Genomic DNA, 17,658 nt, shown 5'->3' with positions numbered 1-17,658 from the left:
GTCTACGGAATTGCCAAGCTGGAACACCCCTCATCCGACCTCGCTCCGCTCGGCCACCTTCTCCCACAAGGGGAGAAGGTCGGAGCCTGGACTTGCCGCCTCTGCAAATCTCCAACGTTGACGATTGGTCGAGACGTAAGCGCAGCGCTCCACCTTCTCCCCTTGTGGGAGAAGGTGTCGAGCCCGAAGGGCGAGACGGATGAGGGGTGTTCCAGCTTGGCGCTATCGCGGGGCGGAGCGAAGCGATGCCTGATGAAGACTGGGAAAGCGACAAACTAATCCTCATAACTATGCCCCGCCCGCAACCCATCCCGCACCCGTGCCGCGATCTCCAGAAACTCCGGCGTCTCGCGGATGTGCAGCGGGCGCTCCTTTGGCAAAGTCGATTCGATGACGTCAGTCACCCTGCCTGGCCGCGGCGACATGACGACGATGCGGGTGGAGAGATAGACGGCCTCGGGGATGGAGTGGGTGACGAAGCAGATGGTCTTGGTGGTGCGCGCCCACAGTTCCAGAAGTTGCTTGTTCAGATGGTCGCGCACGATCTCGTCCAGCGCGCCGAACGGCTCATCCATCAACAGCAGGTCGGCGTCGAAGGCGAGCGCCCGGGCGATCGAGGCGCGCTGCTGCATGCCGCCGGAAAGCTGCCAGGGGTATTTTTTCTCGAAGCCGGAAAGATTGACGAGGTCGAGTGTGCGCTTCACCCGCTCGCGCTGCTCGGCTCTTGAGATGCCCATGATCTCCAGCGGCAGCGCGACGTTGTTTTCGATGGTGCGCCACGGAAACAGCGCCGCCGCCTGGAAGACGTAGCCATAGGCGCGTTTTTCGCGCGCCTGCTCGGCAGTCATGCCGTTGACGAGGATCTTGCCGGCGGTGGGCTTTTCCAGGTCGGCGATGACGCGCAAAAACGTCGTCTTGCCGCAGCCGGAGGGGCCGATGAAGGACACGAACTCGCCCTTGCCGATCGAGAGATCGACGTCGGACAGGGCGTTGACCGGACCGTCATTGGTCTGGAAGGTAAGCGACAGGCCGCTGGCGGAAACGACTGCAGTATTCATGAAATCATCTTGTTGCACACGCCACGATAGCTTCAAGAGCGGCAGGCTGTCGCTGATGCCGTATGAACATCAATTTGCACCCTGATCGTCATCATTCGCTGGACAGGGCTTGCCGGAGACGAAAATGGAAGAGGGATCGAAGCCGACATGCCGCCTGCTGCGGGCTGAAGAGAGTTACGACGGCAAGCAGGGTTTTCGTTATCTCGCCGGCATCGCCCGCGAGACGGTCGGCTCGCAAGGCATCTGCATGCATCTGCTGACGGTGCCACCGGGCGGCCGCGCCAAGGCGCATATGCATGAAAGCCACGAGACCGCGATCTACGTGCTGTCCGGCGAGGTCCACACCTGGTTCGGCGACGAACTGGAGAATGTGCTGGTCGCGCGCGCCGGCGACCTGTTCTACATCCCGGCCGGGGTGCCGCACCTGCCAGCCAATCTGTCGAACGAACCGGCCTCGGCGGTGATCGCCCGCACTGATCCGAACGAGCAGGAGAGCGTCGTGCTGCTTCCGCATCTCGACGCTCGCGTGCCGGCCGAGGCGCCAGCCATTTGAGGTTCAGGGCGCCTTGCAGCGCTCGACCGTTCCCCAAGAATCCCCCTGCTCGTCGTAGATCGTGAAGGCGTCGCGATCCGTTTCCCTGCGCAGGCGCATCATGCCGAGCGTAATGAGGTCCTCGCCCTCATGTCCGCATGTGACCGTCGCGACGAGGTCAACATCGCCGCCGGGAAGGAGCTGGACGAAGCTGCACAGCGTCGCATATGTGCCGACCTCGCGCGGCGTCAGCATCAGCAGGTCCTCACTGTCGGCGACCCCGCCGGCAGCCGTCCGGCATCCGGCCTCGTTGCCGTAGTTGCCGGCGATGACAAGCGGTTCGGCTGCTGCCGCTGGCGGCGCCTGCATGGCAAGTGCCACGACTGCCAGCGCCAGCGCGCGCAGCGCGGCCGTGTGCAAAACCGTCATCGACAGGACATCGAGCCGTCGCGCGAGCGTCACCGCCCATTCATGGCACGGCCATAGGGTCATTTCCGCAACCCTTTTCCGGAGGCCGAAATGACCGAAGAAACCAACGTTCACGAAGAAACCCCTTCCCCGGCCGCGTCCGAGGAAATTCTCGCGGCCGCCCAGCCGGAGATTGAAGCCGGCGAGGCCGTCGAACAAGCCGAAACCGATGTGGCTGAAGAAGAAATCGTTGCCGAGGCCGACGAGGAGGCCGAGACTGACGAGGAAGCCGACGACGCCGAAAGCGAGGACGAAAAGTCCGAAAGCGATGAAGACGAGAAGGACAAGTAGCCCTCCCGCCCGTCCGGCGCCTCCTGTCAGTCAACAGGCGCGCCGGCAGCACTGCCACCTGTCAGCAAAACCATCAACGGCGCGGGAAACCGCGCCGTTTTGCGTTGCTCAGCCGATGCGCAGCGTCACGTGACAATCCCCGCCGTTTCCACCACCGCGTGGAACAGCACGTCCGCCCCGGCGGCGGCCCATTCCTTGGAAATGTCCTCAGCCTCGTTGTGCGACAGCCCATCGACGCATGGGCACATGACCATCGCCGTCGGCGCGACGCGGTTGATCCAGCACGCATCGTGGCCGGCGCCCGACACGATGTTGCGATGGCTGTAGCCGAGCCGCTCGGCGGCGTCGCGCACCGCCTTCACGCAGTTCTCGTCGAAGGTGACGGGGTCGAAATGGCCGACCTGCTGGATCTCGAATTTGATGTCGAGCGCCTCGCAGATCAATTCGATGCCTTCGCGGATGCGCCCGTCCATGGCGTCCAGCACTTCCTTCTCCGGCGAGCGGATGTCGATGGTGAAGACAGTTTTTCCGGCGATGATGTTGCGCGAGCAGGGGTAGACTTCCATGTGGCCGATCGCGCCGACCGCGTCCGGCTGGTAGTCCATCGCCACCTCGTGCACCAGTTCGGTGACGCGCGCCATGCCGAGGCCGGCGTTGCGGCGCTTCGGCATCGGGGTGGAGCCGGTATGCGCCTCCTTGCCGGTCAGCGTCACCTGCAGCCATTTCAGGCCCTGGCCGTGGGTCACCACGCCGATGTCGATGCCTTCGTCCTCAAGGATCGGCCCCTGCTCGATATGCAGTTCGAAGAAGGCGTGGATCTTCCGGTCGCCGACCTTTTCGTCGCCCTTCCAGCCGATGCGCTCCAGCTCCTCGCCGAATTTCTTGCCGTTGCGGTCGGTGTGTTCGTAGACGTCGGCCTGGTCGAGCACGCCGGCGAACACGCCGGACGCCATCATCGCCGGGGCAAAGCGCGCGCCCTCCTCGTTCGTCCAGTTGGTCACGACGATCGGATGTTTCGTCTTGATGCCGAGGTCGTTGAGCGTGCGGATAACCTCAAGCCCGCCGAGCACGCCGAGCACGCCGTCGAATTTTCCGCCGGTCGGCTGGGTGTCGAGGTGGCTGCCGACATAGACCGGCGGCAGGCTGGGGTCTTCCCCTTCGCGGCGGGCGAACATGGTGCCCATCTCGTCGACGCCCATTTCCAGCCCGGCGGCGTCACACCAGCGCTTGAACAGATGCCGGCCCTCGCCGTCCTCGTCGGTCACCGTCTGGCGGTTGTTGCCGCCGGCGACGCCGGGGCCGATCTTCGCCATTTCCATGAGCGAATCCCACAAACGCTCTGGATTGATTCGCAGATTCTCGCCGGGGGCTGCCATCAAGTTGCCTTCATGCTTTCAGTTCGACTTCGATGAACGACATGGGCTGGTCGCCGCCGTTGACGACATTGTGCTCCACGCCCTCGTCACGCCGATAGACCGATCCAGCCTCCATGTCGACACGCCGCGTGCCGCCGCCGGGTTCCTCCAGCAGGAAGCTGCACGGCGTCAGCGTGGTGACCACATAATCCATCTCGTGGCGGTGCCATCGCGTCTCGGCGCCGGGATCGAAATCCCAGCGCGTGACGCGCACCTTGTCGTCCTCCATCAGCTTCGTGGCTGTCGCCTGCTGCCGCGCCTGGTAGGTCACGCCACGGCCCTAATCGTGTCGCGGACGTGGTCGATCAGTTCGTCGATCTGGCCCTTGGTGATGATAAGTGGCGGCGAGAGCGCGATGATGTCGCCGGTGATACGCAGCATCGCGCCGTGCTCGAAGGCGCGGATGATCGAGTTGAAGCCGCGCTTGCCCGGCTCGCCGGGGATCGGCGACATCTCGACCGCGCCGATCAGGCCGATATTGCGGACGTCGATGACGTTCGGCTCGCCCTTCAGCGAATGCACCGCCTCTTCCCAATAGGGCGCGAGTTCGGCGCCGCGCGTCAGCAGGCCCTCATCCTTGTAGGTGTCGAGCGTGCCGAGGGCGGCGGCCGACGCGATCGGGTTGCCCGAATAGGTGTAGCCATGGAAGAACTCGATGATGTGCTCCGGCCCGTTCATGAAGGCGTCGTGGATCGCCTTGGTGACGAACACGGCGCCCATCGGGATGACGCCGTTGGTCAGGCCCTTGGCGGTCACCATGATGTCCGGCGTCACGCCGAAATAATCGGCGGCGAACGGCGTGCCGAGGCGGCCGTAGCCGGTGATGACCTCGTCGAAGATCAGCAGGATGCCGTGCTTCGTGCAGATCTCGCGCAGGCGCTTCAGATAGCCTTTCGGCGGGATGAGAACGCCGGTGGAGCCGGCCACAGGCTCGACGATGACGGCGGCGATGGTCGAGGCGTCGTGCAGGCCGACGATGCGCTCCAGTTCGTCGGCGAGTTCCACGCCATGTTCCGGTTCGCCCTTTGTGTAAGCGTTCTTGGCGAGATTGTGCGTATGCTGCAGGTGGTCGACGCCGGTCAGCATCGTGCCGAACATTTTCCGGTTGGGAACGATGCCGCCCACCGAGATGCCGCCGAAATTGACGCCGTGATAGCCGCGCTCGCGGCCGATGAGGCGGAAGCGCGAGCCGTCGCCCTTGGCGCGGTGATAGGCGATGGCCGTCTTCAGCGCGGTATCGACCGATTCCGAGCCGGAATTGGTGAACATGACATGCTCGAGCCCGGCCGGCGCGATGTCGACAAGGCGGTTGGCAAGCTCGAAGACAAGCGGATGGCCGAACTGGAAGGTCGGGGCGAAATCGAGATTGGCGGCCTGCTCCTGGATCGCCTCGGTGATCTTGGGCCGGCAGTGGCCGGCATTGACGCACCACAGGCCGGCCGCACCGTCGAGGATCTGCCTGCCATCGGAGGACTGATAGTGCATGTCCTTGGCGGAGACGACGATGCGCGGCTGCTTCTTGAACTGGCGGTTGGGCGTGAACCCCATCCAGAAGGCGCTGAGATCGTTCGGCGTGACTTTCAAACGGTTGGACATGACCAAGCCTTTCCCACAAATTCCCCTAACCAGCTAACGGCCGACGCTTGGTCTTCGCGACGTTTGGTGATACGCAAATTTTTGACCGATTGGACAAACGTTAGCACCGCCGCATCGGCGGTCAAGCCGGTAGTAGCGGAAATGAGGCGCCGAAATCGCGTTCCACGGCGGGATAGCAACTGGTCCAGACGATTGGGCCAGATGACCTGTTTTGCCGGCTGCGAAAGGCGCCACGCCTGATGGACAGCCCAACGCGCCGGCCCCGCACCCGCATCCAGCAGGAGAAGCGCGAACTCATCCTGGAAGCTGCACTTGAAGTGTTTTCCACCCACGGTTTTCGCGGCGCCACAGTCGACCAGATCGCCGAGGCGGCCGGCATGTCGAAGCCCAATCTGCTCTATTATTTCCGCAGCAAGGAAGACATCCATGTGACGCTGATGCGCCGCCTGCTCGACACCTGGCTTGCGCCGTTGCGCGAGTTGGACGACATCGGCGACCCGATGACCGAGCTGCGCAGCTATATCAGACGCAAGCTGGAGATGGCGCGCGATTTTCCCCGCGAAAGCCGGCTGTTCGCCAACGAGATCCTGCAAGGCGCGCCGCGCGTCATGCCGATCCTCGAAGGCGACATGAAGGCGCTGGTCGACGAAAAGGTCGAGGTGATCAAGGGCTGGATGCGTTCGGGAAAGATCGCCCGCACCGATCCCTATCACCTGATCTTCTCGATCTGGGCGACCACCCAGCACTATGCCGATTTCGACGTGCAGGTGCGCGCCGTGCTCGGCCCGGATCGGGGGGGCGAAGGCCGCTTCGAGGACGCCGCGCGGTTTCTCGAGCAGCTTTTCATCGGCGGGTTGAAGCCGCCGTCCTGAGCTCGCAACCGTCAGGCCAGCGGGTGCCCGAAAGTCCGATTGCCCGCCCGCACCACTTGCGTCAGCATGCCGCCTCCAACTGGGAGGAGAAAAAATGGCAAAACTGATCGCTCTTTATAAGACGCCGAAGGACAGGGACGCCTTCGACCGCTACTACCATGCCACCCACATCCCGCTGGCCAAGAAGATTCCCGGCCTGCGCAAATACGACATCAGCAAGGGCGGCGTGAACACGCCGGCCGGGCCGTCGGATTTCCATCTGGTGGCGGTGCTGGAGTTCGGGTCGATCGGCGACCTCCAGGCCGGGCTCGACTCGCCCGAAGGCCAGGCAGCCGCCGGCGACCTCGGCAATTTCGCCGATGGCGGCGTCGACCTGCTGGTCTTCGATACGGTCGAGGTTTGAGCGTCTCAGGAGGCGCCCCCTCACCCGCCCTCCTTTTCGCTCGGGCGGGCGAGGGGCGCTACCACGCGCTCAACTCACTCACCCCGCCGCGATCAACAATCCCCCCGTTATTGCCGCGTTGCTGATCCAGCCGTTGAATTTCGCCGCGCGCTCCGGTCCCTGAAAATCCCAGAAATTGTGGAACATCGGGGTGGCGGCGATCAGGAAGACGATCAACGCCAGCGCGGCACACGGCACCCACAGGCCGGCAACGAGCAGCAGGCCGGCGAGTATCTGCAGCACAATGCCGGCATAAAGCACCGGCTTTGCCATCGGCACGCCGCGCGCCGCCATCATGCCGCTGACCAACTCGCGTTGACGATGTTGCGGATGCCGGCGAACGCAAACGCGCCACCGAGCAGGACGCGCCCGACCGTGATCAACACGGCCGCCATTTCGGAATCCATCGCCCCCTCCACTGTTCTCGCGGGCGGCACGCAACATGCCGGCCGCCCCCGGCAACCTTAGGCCGCCTCGGCCTTGCGGTCGATCGGATGCTGCGAACGGAAGCCGACGGCGAGACGGTTCCAGGTGTTGATGACGCCGATCAGCACGGTGAGTTGTACGATCTCGACATCGGAAAAATGCGTCTTCAGCGGATCGTAGAACTCATCGGCGGCGCGGCTCTGCGGCAGCAGCGTCAGCGCCTCGGTCCATTCCAGTGCAGCGCGTTCACGCTCGCTGTAGAGCGGGCTCTCGCGCCAGGCGCTGATCAAATGGATACGCTGCTCGGTCTCGCCGTCCTTGCGCGCCTCCTTGACATGCATGTCGACGCAATAGGCGCAGCCATTGATCTGCGAGGCGCGCAGCTTCACCAGATGCACCAGCATATGATCAAAGCCGGAGTCCTGCACCGCCTGCTCCAGGGCGCTTACCGCCTTCAGCAGGTCCGGCGCCTTGGCGAAATAGTTCATGCGCGTCTTCATGGTCGTTCCTTTCTTTTGGTTGAGGAAAAATGCTCAGCGCGGCATGCGCTGATAACGTTCGAGGAAGGCGCAGCCGAACGCCACCGCCTTCGGGTCAGCGTCGATCTCGTACTCATCCATCAGGTCGGAGAGTTTTGTCTCGGCGAGCACGGCGCGATAGGCGCGCTCGGCCCTCAGCATCGCCGCGTTGATGCCGCATGGCTTCTTATAGGAGGCGGTTTCCAGCGCGCCCGGCCCTTTCTGCCGGATCTCCAGGCAGCGGAAGGCCGGCTGCGGCCCCTCCACCGCCAGCACGATGTCGAGCAGGCTGATCCTGTCGACGCCACGCGCCAGCCGGTATCCGCCGGCCGGCCCCGGCACCGACTCCAGGATTCTTGCGGCAACGAGCTCCTTCAGGTGCTTGAGCAGATAGCTTCCGGAGACGCCGTGATATTCGGCCAGCGCCGACCCCGGCAGGGTCGCCCCCTCGGGCAGGTCGGCGAGAACGATCGCCGAATGTATCGCCGCCTCCACGCCTTCACTCAGTTTCACGGCCGATCTCCATATCGTGGATATTTAGTATCATGGATATTTTTTATCCACAATAAGCGTAGCGATTATGTCTCCTATTCTGGTGGCAGCTTTTGCTCGTTTCCTGGAGTGACCGAGGCTGGCTACAGCGCGTCGGCAATGATCATCAGCAGGCCGCCGGCAAGCGTGATGTTGACCAGCGTCAGGTAAAGATGCGGGTCGCGCTCCTTGCCCTGGAACATGAAGAAATTGTGGTAGAGCGACGTTGCGACAACGAGGAAGACGATCAGCAACCCGGCTCCGGTCGCGGCATGCAGGTTGAAGATCAGTGACACGCCGCCGACCAATTGCATCGCGAAGCCCACGGCGACCAGAACAGCCGGAAGCCGCCAGCCGTAGTTGGTGGAAAGTTCCGTGCGCTCGCGGAAATGCAGGAAATTCCGGATGCCGGCGATCAGGAAGAAACCGCCGAAAACGATCCGGCCGATATGCGTCAGGAGTTCCGCAGTCGTCATGTCCACCCGCCTGTTTCAAGCGGTGATAGACGATCGCGGGTGCGACCGAAAGCGGCGCGCGTATTTGGGCACCATATTCGTAGGTGGCGACGCAGGGCCGGGGAATGCCGGGGACAGTTTACTTTTATCCCCGGACAGGGCTCGACGATCAGACGGCCGCGCAAGGGGATAAAAGTAAACTGTCCCCTGCGTTTCTACTCCGCCGCCACCTTCGCCATCGGGTTGTTCGGGTGCGTGGTCCAGTTGGCGTAGACCGGCGACACCGGTTTTTGCGTGCGCTGGTCGATGACGCCGGCGGCAAGCGGCTCCATGGTGATGCAGCCTTCCACCGGGCAGACGTTGACGCAGAGGTTGCAGCCGACGCACTCGTCTTCCATCACCTCGAAATGGCGCACGCCGTTGACGATCGAGGTGATCGCCTGGTGCGAAGTGTCCTCGCAGGCGATGTGGCAGCGGCCGCATTTGATGCACAAATCCTGGTCGATGCGCGCCTTGGCGACATAATTGAGATTGAGGAACTGCCAGTCGCTGACGTTCGGGGTGGCGCGGCCGATCACGTCGTCGAGCGAGCGGTGGCCCTTTTCGTCCATCCAGTTCTTCAGCCCCTCGATCATCTCCTGCACGATCTTGAAGCCGTAGGTCATCGCCGCCGTGCACACCTGCACGTTGCCGGCGCCGAGCGCCAGGAATTCCGCCGCGTCGCGCCAGGTGGTGATGCCGCCGATGCCGGAGATCGGCAGGCCTCGCGTTTCCGGATCGCGGGCGATCTCGGCCACCATGTTCAGCGCGATCGGCTTCACTGCTGGGCCGCAATAGCCGCCATGGCTGCCGCGTCCGTCGATTGACGGCTCCGGCGAGAACGTGTCGAGATTGACGGCGGTGATCGAGTTGATGGTGTTGATCAGCGACACGGCGTCGGTGCCGCCCGAATGCGCGGCGCGGGCCGGCTTGCGGATGTCGGTGATGTTTGGCGTGAGTTTGGTGATCACCGGCATGCGCGTATACTGCTTGCACCAGCGCACCACCATCTCGATATATTCCGGCACCTGGCCGACCGCGGCGCCCATGCCGCGTTCGCTCATGCCGTGCGGACAGCCGAAATTCAGCTCGATGCCGTCGGCGCCGGTTTCCTCAACCAGCGGCAGGATCGCCTTCCAGGCGTTTTCCTCGCAGGGCACCATGATCGAGGCGACCAGCGCCCGGTCCGGCCAGTCCATCTTGACCTGCTTCATCTCCTGCAGATTGATCTGCAGCGCGCGGTCGGTGATCAGTTCGATGTTGTTCAACCCCAGCAGACGCCGGTCGGCGCCCCAGATCGCGCCGTAGCGCGGGCCATTGACATTAACCACCGGCGGCCCCTCCTCGCCGAGCGTCTTCCAAACCACGCCGCCCCAACCCGCCTTGAAAGCGCGGACGACGTTGTAGGCCTTGTCGGTCGGCGGCGCCGAAGCTAGCCAGAACGGATTTGGCGATTTGATGCCGACGAAGTCGTTGCGGATGTCAGCCATGGACGTTCTCCATTAAGCCTAGGAGGCGATGAAAGTAGTATCGCGGTCGACCGGTGCTTGATGCCCTGAAAAATTGACAACAATCTCGACCAGTTCATTCCATGTGACACGTGGATCGAAATCATCGCCCCGGAGTCGTCGTTTGTTGACGACGACATCGAACAATTGTCCGAACGTGACAGCATTTTCGAGTTCCCCGGGCATAAACTCCATGCCATGGAACCGCTCGATTATCCCGACGAGGTCCAACTCGTCCCCATCTCCAACGAGATAAAACGAATTCTGCTTCGGCCTCAGATATTTGAGGATCAGCATTTTTGGCAATGCGAGCATGCTCGCAGCCACTTCGCCGCCGACCGCCACGGCCGCCAAAGTCAAATCCTTGCCTGCGGTAGTCCAAGCCACGTCGCTTTACCTCACGCGAATACTGCGGATGTCAGCCATGGGATCTCCGGAGTTGGAGATTTCCTGGTGCGGTAATATGTTTGGTTAGGCACGGACTGTCGCCGAGAGGTTGCGAAGGATGACCACAGAGAGACGCTTCACTATCCATCTGCTGCCCGAGCCGCAGGGCGGTTTCACCGTCCGCGTCCCTGCCCTGCCCCCGGTCGTCACCTATGGAGCCACCTACGAGGAAGCGCTGACCAATGCGCGGGAGGCGATCGAGGCCGTCCTCAACGTCTACAGAGAAGACGGCATCGACATACCGCCCGACATCGAAACCCGCATAGACACGCTTACCATAGCAGCCTGACCGGTGAATCCGCGCCGGCTTCCAGTTGTCGGCGGCAAGGAAGTCGTCCGCGCGCTTCGCAGGGCGGGGTTCGAACTGCGCCACGTCCACGGCAGCCATCATGTTCTGACGCATACCGGACCTCCGCGGAGAATGGTCTCCGTGCCTGTCCATGGCAGCAGACAGATACCCGTCGGTACGTTGTCCGCCATTCTGGAGGAAGCAGGCCTTTCTGCCGACGAGTTCATCGCGCTGCTCTAGGCTCCTCGCGAGACGAGTGCCCGGTGAATGCTCTCCGCCGCATCGCGCCCCGCGGCCACCGCCGAGACCGTCAGATCCTCGCGCGCGTCGGCGACACAGTCGCCGCCGGCCCATACCTTTGCCAGCGAAGTCCGGCCCTCGGCATCGACTTTTATACGCCCTCCTTCCAAGGCAATGACCGCCCCGCTGCCGTTCAGCGCCGCCGGCACGAAAATCTGGCCGATCGCCTTGAACACCTGGTCGGCGGGGAGCATAAGAAGTTCGCCGGTTCCCGCCAGCCTGTCGCCGGCCAGCGCGGTGTATTCGAGTTCGATGCCGACCACCTTGCCGCCCTCGGCAATCACCCGCTTCGGCTGCATCCAGTGGCGGATGGTGACGCCGTTGGCGGCGGCCAGATCCTGCTCGTATTCCGAGGCGTTCATGTGTTCCTGGCCGCGCCGGTAGCAGATGGTGACTTCTTCCGCGCCGAGCAGTTTCGATTGCACCGCGGCGTCCACCGCCGTCATGCCGCCGCCGATCACCACCACCCGCCGCCCGACCGGCAGGCCGGAAAGCTCGGACGCCTGTCGCAGTTCGGCGATGAATTCCACTGCGTCGCGGACCCCGTCCGCGTCCTCGCCCTCGGCGCGCAGCGCATTGACGCCGGCCATGCCCATGCCGAGGAACACCGCGTCATACTTCGCCGTCAGTTCGGAAAGCTGGATGTCGCGCCCCAGCGCCTTGCCGTTCTCGATCGAAATGCCGCCGATCGCCGTCACATAGTCGACTTCGGCGCGCGCGAAATCATCGACGCTTTTATAGGCCGCGATGCCATATTCGTTGAGCCCGCCGGATTTCTGCCGCGCCTCGAAGATGGTCACGTAGTGGCCGTGGCGCGCCAGCCGGTGCGCGGCGGCGAGCCCGGCCGGCCCCGCTCCGACCACGGCGACCGTCTTGCCGCTCGGCGCGGCGCGCTCGTAAAACTGCTTGCCCTGCCGCATCGCGGTGTCGGTCGCGTAGCGCTGCAGCCGGCCGATCTGCACCGGCTTGCCCTCCGCCGTCTCGCGCACGCACACTTCCTCGCACAGCGTCTCGGTCGGGCAGACGCGGGCGCACATGCCGCCCAGGATGTTCTGGTCGAAAATGGTCTTGGCCGACCCGATCGGGTTGCCGGTGGAAATCTGGCGGATGAACAGCGGGATGTCGATCGAGGTCGGGCACGCATTCATGCACGGCGCGTCGTAGCAGAAATAGCAGCGATCGGACTCGACCAGCGCCTCATGATGATCCAGCGGCGGGTGCAGGTCGGAGAAATTCTCGGCATATTGCGAGGGTGCCAGCCGTCCGCCGGCCACACCCTCCTTGAATTGACCAGCGGCCATCCAATTTTCCCCAATTCTTGCTCTTACGGGGAAGGCTAGCACGTTTTATTTTTTTATCAATCGGTCAAATTTTGGGTAAGCGCTTGAACGCACTCAATAAAAAGATGATTATGATTGTCATCTTTTCGCCGGCCTTATCGGCAGATGCCGACATGCCGTATATCCGGCGGGAACCTTGAATCGGAAACTTCGCAATGCTGCACTTCAACCGTCAGCTGATAACCAGCGTGATTGCGGCAGGGCTTGCCGCGGCGCCGCAGTCCGCCTTGGCCGAAACACGCATAATGGACGGGGCCACGCTGGTGATCGACGGAAAAACGTTCCGACTGTGGGGCATCGAAGCCCCCGCGCCGGGCAGGATGTGCCCTGCATCAAACGGAATCGACTGGCCTTGCGGCGACCGCGCCCGCGACCAGTTGGCCGCCGTGGCCGGCGAAGACGAGATCACATGCGAACCGAAAGGAAACGGCGTGGCCATCTGCCGCGCCGCCGGGCTCGATCTCGGCATGCTGATGGTGAAGGAAGGTCTCGCCTGGTCGCGCGGCGGCTACGACGCGGTCGAGGAACAGGCCCGCGCCGCGAAGGTCGGCATCTGGGAGTAGCACGTCTTCCTTGCAGTCCGACCTAGGGGCGCTGTCGATGCGTCCATCATCGCTGCCGGAAAGCAGCCGCCTCGCGCGTGATATCTACCCCCGCATCCGCTCCAGATTGGCGTCGAACAGCGGCACCGGCTGCATACGCGCGGCATGCCGCCTGCCGAGCAGTTCGATCTCGAAACCTTCATTTTCGTCAGCGACCTCCTTCGGCACATAGCCGAGCGCCACCGATTTTTTGGCATTGTGCGCGTAGCCGCCTGATGTCACCCAGCCTACAACCGTGCCGCCGTGCCAGATCGGCTCATCGCCGATCACATCCGCGTCGACCGCATCGAGGAGGAAAGCGCGCAGCCGGTATTTTCCGCCGGTTTTCCGCTCGGTAAGTGCTCCCTGCCTGCCAATGAAATCCGCATCCTTCGAATAGGCGACGAAACGGTCCAGCCCTGCCTCCAGCGGCCCGTAGATCGGCCGGTATTCGCGCGCCCACGAGCCGTAATTCTTCTCCAGCCGGAGCGCGTTCAGCGCCCGTCCGCCGAACAGGCCAATGCCGAATTCGGCACCCGCCTCCATCAGCGTCTGGAACACATTCCGCTGGTATTCCGGCGCCATCCAGATCTCGTAGCCAAGGTCGCCGGTGTAGCTGACGCGGCCGACGATGCAGGGCGCCATGCCGATGTCGAGTTTCCGGATGGCCATGAACGAGAACGCGGCGTTCGACACGTCGTCGCGCGTCACCTTCGCCAGCACGTCGCGTGCTTTCGGCCCCGCAATCGACAGCCCGTTGAGTTTCAGCCCGAGTGCTTCAACGCGAACGGAGCCGTCTCCCGGCAGATGCTGCTCGAACCAGCGCATGTGGTATTGCTCGGCGAGGCCTGAACCGAGGACTAGGAAATCCGGGGACAGTTTACTTAATTCCGGTATTTCACCGGCGGCTACGACAGTGCGGTCATTGGAATTAAGTAAACTGTCCCCGGATTTCCTGCCCAGATTCGCCACCGAAAAATCGCCGATCAGCTTTCCGTCTTCCTTCAGCATCGGCGCCAGCGTCATGCGGCCGGGCTTCGGCAGCCGGCAGGCGAGCATGCGGTCGAGCCAGGCCTCCGCCCCCTCGCCCGTCACCGAATATTTGGCGAAATTCGAGATCTCCGAAAGCCCGACGCCCTCGCGAACTGTCGCCACCTCCTTCGCGACGTGTTCGAAATCCGTCGAGCGCCGCCACGAGAATTCGTCCTTCACGCCCTCCGGCGCATACCACAGCGGCACTTCCAGACCGTAGGAAACACCCCATTGCGCGCCCTTCGCCGACAGCAGGTCGTAGATCGGTGTCGTCCTGAGCGGCCGGCCCGCCTGCAATTCCTCGTTGGGAAAGCGGATCGAGAAGCGGCGCGAATAGTTCTCCCGCACCTTGACGTTGGTGTAGCGCATCGACGCCCAGTCGCCGTAGCGCGCCACGTCCATCGCAAAAATGTCGAAACCCGGATCGCCGTGGATCATCCAGTTCGACAGCGCCAGCCCGACCCCGCCGCCCTGCGAAAATCCTGCCATCACACCGCAGGCTACCCAGAAGCCCGGTAGCCCGCGCACCGGCCCGACCAGAGGGTTGCCGTCCGGCGCAAAGGTGAATGGGCCGTTGATGATCTGCTTGATGCCGGTGTTCTGGAAGGCCGGGAAATGCCGGAACCCGACCTCCAGCGACGGCGCGATGCGATCGATGTCCGGCTCCAGCAATTCGTGGCCGAAATTCCACGGCGTCGAAAATTCCGACCACGGCTTGTTGGCCTTCTCGTAGGTACCCATCAGCATGCCGCCGCGTTCCTGGCGCAGATAAAGCTCCCCGTCGAAATCGACCGCGTGGATCACCTCTTTCCCGGTGGTGCGATTGACCTCGGCCACCTCCGGCATGTCCTCGGTGATCAGGTACATGTGCTCCATGGCGAGCACTGGCAGTTCCAGCCCGACCATGCGACCGACCTCGCGCGCCCATAGCCCGCCGGCGTTGACCACATGCTCGGCGACCACTGCGCCCTTGTTGGTGACGACGCGCCATTTGCCGTCGGCAAGCCTCTGGATGTCCTCGACCTTGGTGAAACGCTCGACCTCCGCGCCCAGTTTTCGCGCCGCCTTGGCGTAGGCGTGGGTGACGCCCGACGGATCGAGATGCCCGTCTTCCGAATTGCGCACCGCGCCGACGAACTGTCTTGGGTCGAGCAGCGGCATAAGCCGATGCGCCTCCTCCGCCGAAATCTCTTCCAGGTCGAGCCCGAGATAGCGGCCCTTGGCGACGACGCCTCGCAGCCAGTCCATGCGCGCCTCGGTGGCTGCCAGCAGCACACCGCCGGTGATATGCACGCCAGTTGCCTGGCCGGAAAGCTCCTCGATCTCCCTGTAAAGTTCGATCGTGTATTTCTGCAGTTTTGCGACGTTCGGATCGCCGTTGATCGTGTGCATGCCGCCGGCGGCGTGCCAGGTGGAGCCGGACGTCAGCTCATCGCGCTCCAGCAGCACGACGTCGGTCCACCCGGCCCGCGCCAGATGGAACAGCACGGAGCAGCCGACCACGCCCCCGCCAATGACCACGACCTGCGCATGCGATTTCATGATTTGGATTCTCGTTCAGGAGGTTGGATCAAGTTTCTAAGATTCTCGTTCCGCGAGAAACGGAGATAGTATGAGGTCGGAGGGTTCTGGAAATGCGAGTAAGGCGCCAAAGTCGTAGCGCCAGAAATCAAACGACGAGATCCGTCTTCCGTCCCTCGAGAAAACGGTAATGAGAACACCTGCGCCATCCAGGTCCGTGTAACCCCACTCGCCCTCCAGTCTCTCGAGGCCGCAATGCTTGAAGGAGGGAAAGACCTTGAAGCTGCCCATCTGGCCATCATCGAACCCCTCGAACGTGGCCGCCGTCGTCGAGTCCATGGAGAGGGCAGCCGTCGCATAGTCCAAAATGAGCTGGCGGGCAGCAAACAGCGCCTGATCCGAAAGTGGTAGCTTGTGCACCATCTCATACGTCCGCGCCGATTGCGATCACGGGTCGCCTCCGCCGATCTCCTGCCTGCGCCGGGCGACGTAGGCGTCGAGTTCCTCGCGCACAGAAGCATCCATCACCGGCTGCTGATATTCCTCCAGCGCCTTCTTCCACACCCGCGTCGCGCGCTGAGTTGCATCCAGCCCGCCGGCTTCCTGCCACGCCTCGTAATTCTGCCAGTTGGATACGATCGGCTGGTAGAACGCGGTCGAATAGCGTTCCAGCGTATGTGCATCGCCGAAGAAATGCCCGCCGGTTGGCACGCGGCCGAGCGCGTCCAGCGCCAGTTCGCCCTCGTCCACCGCGATGGGCTTCAGGAACTCGATCATGTGCTGGATCATCTCGACGTCGAGGATGAATTTTTCGAAAGACGCTGTGAGACCCCCCTCCTGCCAGCCGGCGGCGTGGTAGACGAGGTCGCCGTGGCCGAGCACGGCGCCCCACAGCGCCATCATCGTCTCATAGGCGCCCTGCGCGTCGGCGGCGTTGGAAGCACTGCCCGGCGTCGTGCGGTAGGGGAGAGAATAACGCCGCGCCAATTGCCCGGAGGCGATGTTGGCCTTGGTATTTTCGGGGGTGCCGAAGGCCGGCGCGCCCGAACGCATGTCGACATTGGAGGTGAAGGCGCCGTACATCACCGGGGCGCCCGGCCGCACAAGCTGCGTCAGAACGATGCCGAACAGCGCCTCGGCATTCTGCTGCGCCAGCGCGCCGGCCAGCGTCACCGGGCTCATCGCGCCCATCAGCGTGAACGGCGTGACGGCGACAGATTGGCCATGCTCGGCCATGGTCATCAGCCCCTCCGCCATCATCTCGTCGAAGCGGCGAGGCGAGTTCACCGAGATAATCGTTGTCACGCCAGGGTCGACGGCCATCTGCTCCAGCGTCAGTCCCCGGCTGATCGCCATCATCTCGATACCGTCGAGCGCCCTGCCCCGCCCGATCGCCGATACGTGAAAACTCTTGTCGGTCAGCGTCAGATTGGCCAGATAGGTGTCGAGGTGGCGCGAATTGGCCGGCAGTTCCACCGGCGCGCAGACCTGGTTGCCGAGCATCGTAATGCAGTTGAAATGCTGCGCCAGCCGCACGAGGTCGGAGTAGTCGCGCAGATTGCCGGCACGCCGCCCGCGCTCAAAATCGTGAACGTTCGGCGGCCCGGCGACCAGCGTAAAATTGATCATGTCGCCGCCGATGTGCACCGCCTGCGCCGGGTTGCGCGGCGTGAGCCGATAGCTCGGCCGCGTCGTTTTGAGTTGCTCCTCGATCAGGCCGCGATCCAGCCGGACGGTTTGCGTGGCGTGATCGACCGATGCACCCGCCTGCTCGAACAGGGCGAGCGCGCGGGCAGACATCACCTCGATGCCGAAATTTTCGAGGATATGCATCGAGGCGACGTGGATCGCCTCGATCTGGTCGGCCGACAGCAACTGCATCGGCGGATAGGGATTGCGCACGCTTTTCGCGGTAAGCTGCGGGATGGCTGCGCCGGCCCGCGAATGGGCACGGTCGGCGCTGCGTCGGCTGCGGGATGCGGTCATGACCGATATCA

General features: G+C 63.3%; 22 protein-coding genes. 7 read left to right on the top strand and 15 right to left on the bottom strand.

Annotated features, from left to right (window positions below; all coding sequences use genetic code 11):
* Positions 1-275: 275 nt before the first annotated feature.
* The gene (locus ACSBOB_RS14105; protein WP_442583015.1) at positions 276-1,058 is read right to left on the bottom strand and encodes an ABC transporter ATP-binding protein; all 783 of its coding nucleotides are present in this window, start codon (positions 1,056-1,058) and stop codon (positions 276-278) included.
* Positions 1,059-1,182: 124 nt separating this feature from the next.
* Here ACSBOB_RS14105 and ACSBOB_RS14100 point away from each other — a divergent pair, with 124 nt between their 5' ends.
* Entirely contained in the window at positions 1,183-1,611 is a 429-nt protein-coding gene (locus ACSBOB_RS14100) for a cupin domain-containing protein (RefSeq protein WP_442583014.1), read from the top strand.
* Between the two features lie 3 nt (positions 1,612-1,614).
* Here ACSBOB_RS14100 and ACSBOB_RS14095 read toward each other — a convergent pair whose 3' ends face one another.
* Positions 1,615-2,082 carry a hypothetical protein gene (locus ACSBOB_RS14095; protein ID WP_442583013.1) on the bottom strand — a complete coding sequence of 156 codons (468 nt, stop codon included), beginning with the start codon at positions 2,080-2,082 and terminating at the stop codon, positions 1,615-1,617.
* A gap of 27 nt (positions 2,083-2,109) precedes the next feature.
* On the opposite strand from ACSBOB_RS14095, the gene ACSBOB_RS14090 reads away from it, so the two are divergent.
* Positions 2,110-2,349, top strand: a complete 240-nt coding sequence (locus tag ACSBOB_RS14090) for a hypothetical protein (RefSeq protein WP_442583012.1) — start codon at positions 2,110-2,112, stop codon at positions 2,347-2,349.
* 125 nt (positions 2,350-2,474) lie between these two features.
* Here the strand turns inward: ACSBOB_RS14090 and ACSBOB_RS14085 are convergent, their stop codons facing one another.
* The 3 genes from ACSBOB_RS14085 to ACSBOB_RS14075 are packed head-to-tail and all read right to left on the bottom strand — an operon-like array spanning position 2,475 to position 5,360.
* Positions 2,475-3,725 carry a Zn-dependent hydrolase gene (locus tag ACSBOB_RS14085; RefSeq protein WP_442583011.1) on the bottom strand — a complete coding sequence of 417 codons (1,251 nt, stop codon included), beginning with the start codon at positions 3,723-3,725 and terminating at the stop codon, positions 2,475-2,477.
* A 10-nt stretch (positions 3,726-3,735) separates the two neighbouring features.
* Positions 3,736-3,993, bottom strand: coding sequence for a cupin domain-containing protein (locus tag ACSBOB_RS14080; RefSeq protein WP_442583729.1), 258 nt, complete (start codon positions 3,991-3,993; stop codon positions 3,736-3,738).
* Between the two features lie 38 nt (positions 3,994-4,031).
* On the bottom strand, positions 4,032-5,360 hold the full coding sequence (locus ACSBOB_RS14075) for an aspartate aminotransferase family protein (protein ID WP_442583010.1): 1,329 nt from the start codon (positions 5,358-5,360) through the stop codon (positions 4,032-4,034).
* A gap of 239 nt (positions 5,361-5,599) precedes the next feature.
* Between ACSBOB_RS14075 and ACSBOB_RS14070 the strand changes: the two genes are divergently transcribed.
* Entirely contained in the window at positions 5,600-6,232 is a 633-nt protein-coding gene (locus ACSBOB_RS14070) for a TetR family transcriptional regulator C-terminal domain-containing protein (protein WP_442583009.1), read from the top strand.
* Between the two features lie 94 nt (positions 6,233-6,326).
* Positions 6,327-6,635, top strand: coding sequence for an EthD family reductase (locus ACSBOB_RS14065; RefSeq protein WP_442583008.1), 309 nt, complete (start codon positions 6,327-6,329; stop codon positions 6,633-6,635).
* A gap of 78 nt (positions 6,636-6,713) precedes the next feature.
* On the opposite strand, the gene ACSBOB_RS14060 is transcribed toward ACSBOB_RS14065, so the two are convergent.
* The 6 genes from ACSBOB_RS14060 to ACSBOB_RS14035 form a co-directional block, all read right to left on the bottom strand.
* Positions 6,714-6,971 carry a DoxX family membrane protein gene (locus ACSBOB_RS14060; RefSeq protein WP_442583007.1) on the bottom strand — a complete coding sequence of 86 codons (258 nt, stop codon included), beginning with the start codon at positions 6,969-6,971 and terminating at the stop codon, positions 6,714-6,716.
* Positions 6,972-7,138: 167 nt separating this feature from the next.
* Complete coding sequence (locus tag ACSBOB_RS14055; RefSeq protein ID WP_442583006.1) at positions 7,139-7,600, bottom strand: carboxymuconolactone decarboxylase family protein; 462 nt, start codon at positions 7,598-7,600, stop codon at positions 7,139-7,141.
* 33 nt (positions 7,601-7,633) lie between these two features.
* Entirely contained in the window at positions 7,634-8,131 is a 498-nt protein-coding gene (locus tag ACSBOB_RS14050) for an RrF2 family transcriptional regulator (protein ID WP_442583005.1), read from the bottom strand.
* Positions 8,132-8,253: 122 nt separating this feature from the next.
* The gene (locus ACSBOB_RS14045) at positions 8,254-8,625 is read right to left on the bottom strand and encodes a DoxX family protein (protein ID WP_442583004.1); all 372 of its coding nucleotides are present in this window, start codon (positions 8,623-8,625) and stop codon (positions 8,254-8,256) included.
* Between the two features lie 194 nt (positions 8,626-8,819).
* Positions 8,820-10,133 carry an NAD-dependent dihydropyrimidine dehydrogenase subunit PreA gene (preA, locus tag ACSBOB_RS14040; protein ID WP_442583003.1) on the bottom strand — a complete coding sequence of 438 codons (1,314 nt, stop codon included), beginning with the start codon at positions 10,131-10,133 and terminating at the stop codon, positions 8,820-8,822.
* Positions 10,134-10,151: 18 nt separating this feature from the next.
* Positions 10,152-10,538 carry a hypothetical protein gene (locus tag ACSBOB_RS14035; RefSeq protein WP_442583002.1) on the bottom strand — a complete coding sequence of 129 codons (387 nt, stop codon included), beginning with the start codon at positions 10,536-10,538 and terminating at the stop codon, positions 10,152-10,154.
* Between the two features lie 118 nt (positions 10,539-10,656).
* Here ACSBOB_RS14035 and ACSBOB_RS14030 point away from each other — a divergent pair, with 118 nt between their 5' ends.
* Entirely contained in the window at positions 10,657-10,887 is a 231-nt protein-coding gene (locus ACSBOB_RS14030; protein WP_442583001.1) for a type II toxin-antitoxin system HicB family antitoxin, read from the top strand.
* Positions 10,888-10,890: 3 nt separating this feature from the next.
* Positions 10,891-11,127, top strand: coding sequence for a type II toxin-antitoxin system HicA family toxin (locus tag ACSBOB_RS14025; protein ID WP_442583000.1), 237 nt, complete (start codon positions 10,891-10,893; stop codon positions 11,125-11,127).
* Here the strand turns inward: ACSBOB_RS14025 and ACSBOB_RS14020 are convergent.
* Entirely contained in the window at positions 11,124-12,488 is a 1,365-nt protein-coding gene (locus ACSBOB_RS14020; RefSeq protein ID WP_442582999.1) for an NAD(P)-dependent oxidoreductase, read from the bottom strand. The genes ACSBOB_RS14025 and ACSBOB_RS14020 overlap by 4 nt on opposite strands.
* Before the next feature lie 194 nt (positions 12,489-12,682).
* Here ACSBOB_RS14020 and ACSBOB_RS14015 point away from each other — a divergent pair, with 194 nt between their 5' ends.
* Positions 12,683-13,090, top strand: coding sequence for a thermonuclease family protein (locus ACSBOB_RS14015; protein WP_442582998.1), 408 nt, complete (start codon positions 12,683-12,685; stop codon positions 13,088-13,090).
* Between the two features lie 84 nt (positions 13,091-13,174).
* Here ACSBOB_RS14015 and ACSBOB_RS14010 read toward each other — a convergent pair whose 3' ends face one another.
* From ACSBOB_RS14010 to ACSBOB_RS14000, 3 genes are read right to left on the bottom strand one after another with little or no spacing between them, the layout of a single operon-like run.
* On the bottom strand, positions 13,175-15,682 hold the full coding sequence (locus ACSBOB_RS14010) for a GcvT family protein (RefSeq protein WP_442582997.1): 2,508 nt from the start codon (positions 15,680-15,682) through the stop codon (positions 13,175-13,177).
* A gap of 36 nt (positions 15,683-15,718) precedes the next feature.
* Positions 15,719-16,084, bottom strand: a complete 366-nt coding sequence (locus ACSBOB_RS14005) for a DUF6984 family protein (protein WP_442582996.1) — start codon at positions 16,082-16,084, stop codon at positions 15,719-15,721.
* Between the two features lie 24 nt (positions 16,085-16,108).
* Positions 16,109-17,647, bottom strand: coding sequence for a trimethylamine methyltransferase family protein (locus tag ACSBOB_RS14000; RefSeq protein WP_442582995.1), 1,539 nt, complete (start codon positions 17,645-17,647; stop codon positions 16,109-16,111).
* Between the last annotated feature and the right edge of the window lie 11 nt (positions 17,648-17,658).

The organism is Mesorhizobium sp. KACC 23794 (assembly GCF_052180275.1).
GTDB lineage: Bacteria > Pseudomonadota > Alphaproteobacteria > Rhizobiales > Rhizobiaceae > Kumtagia.
The sequence above is the reverse complement of the archived record's forward strand: the minus strand, read 5'-3'. Positions and strand labels throughout refer to the sequence as shown.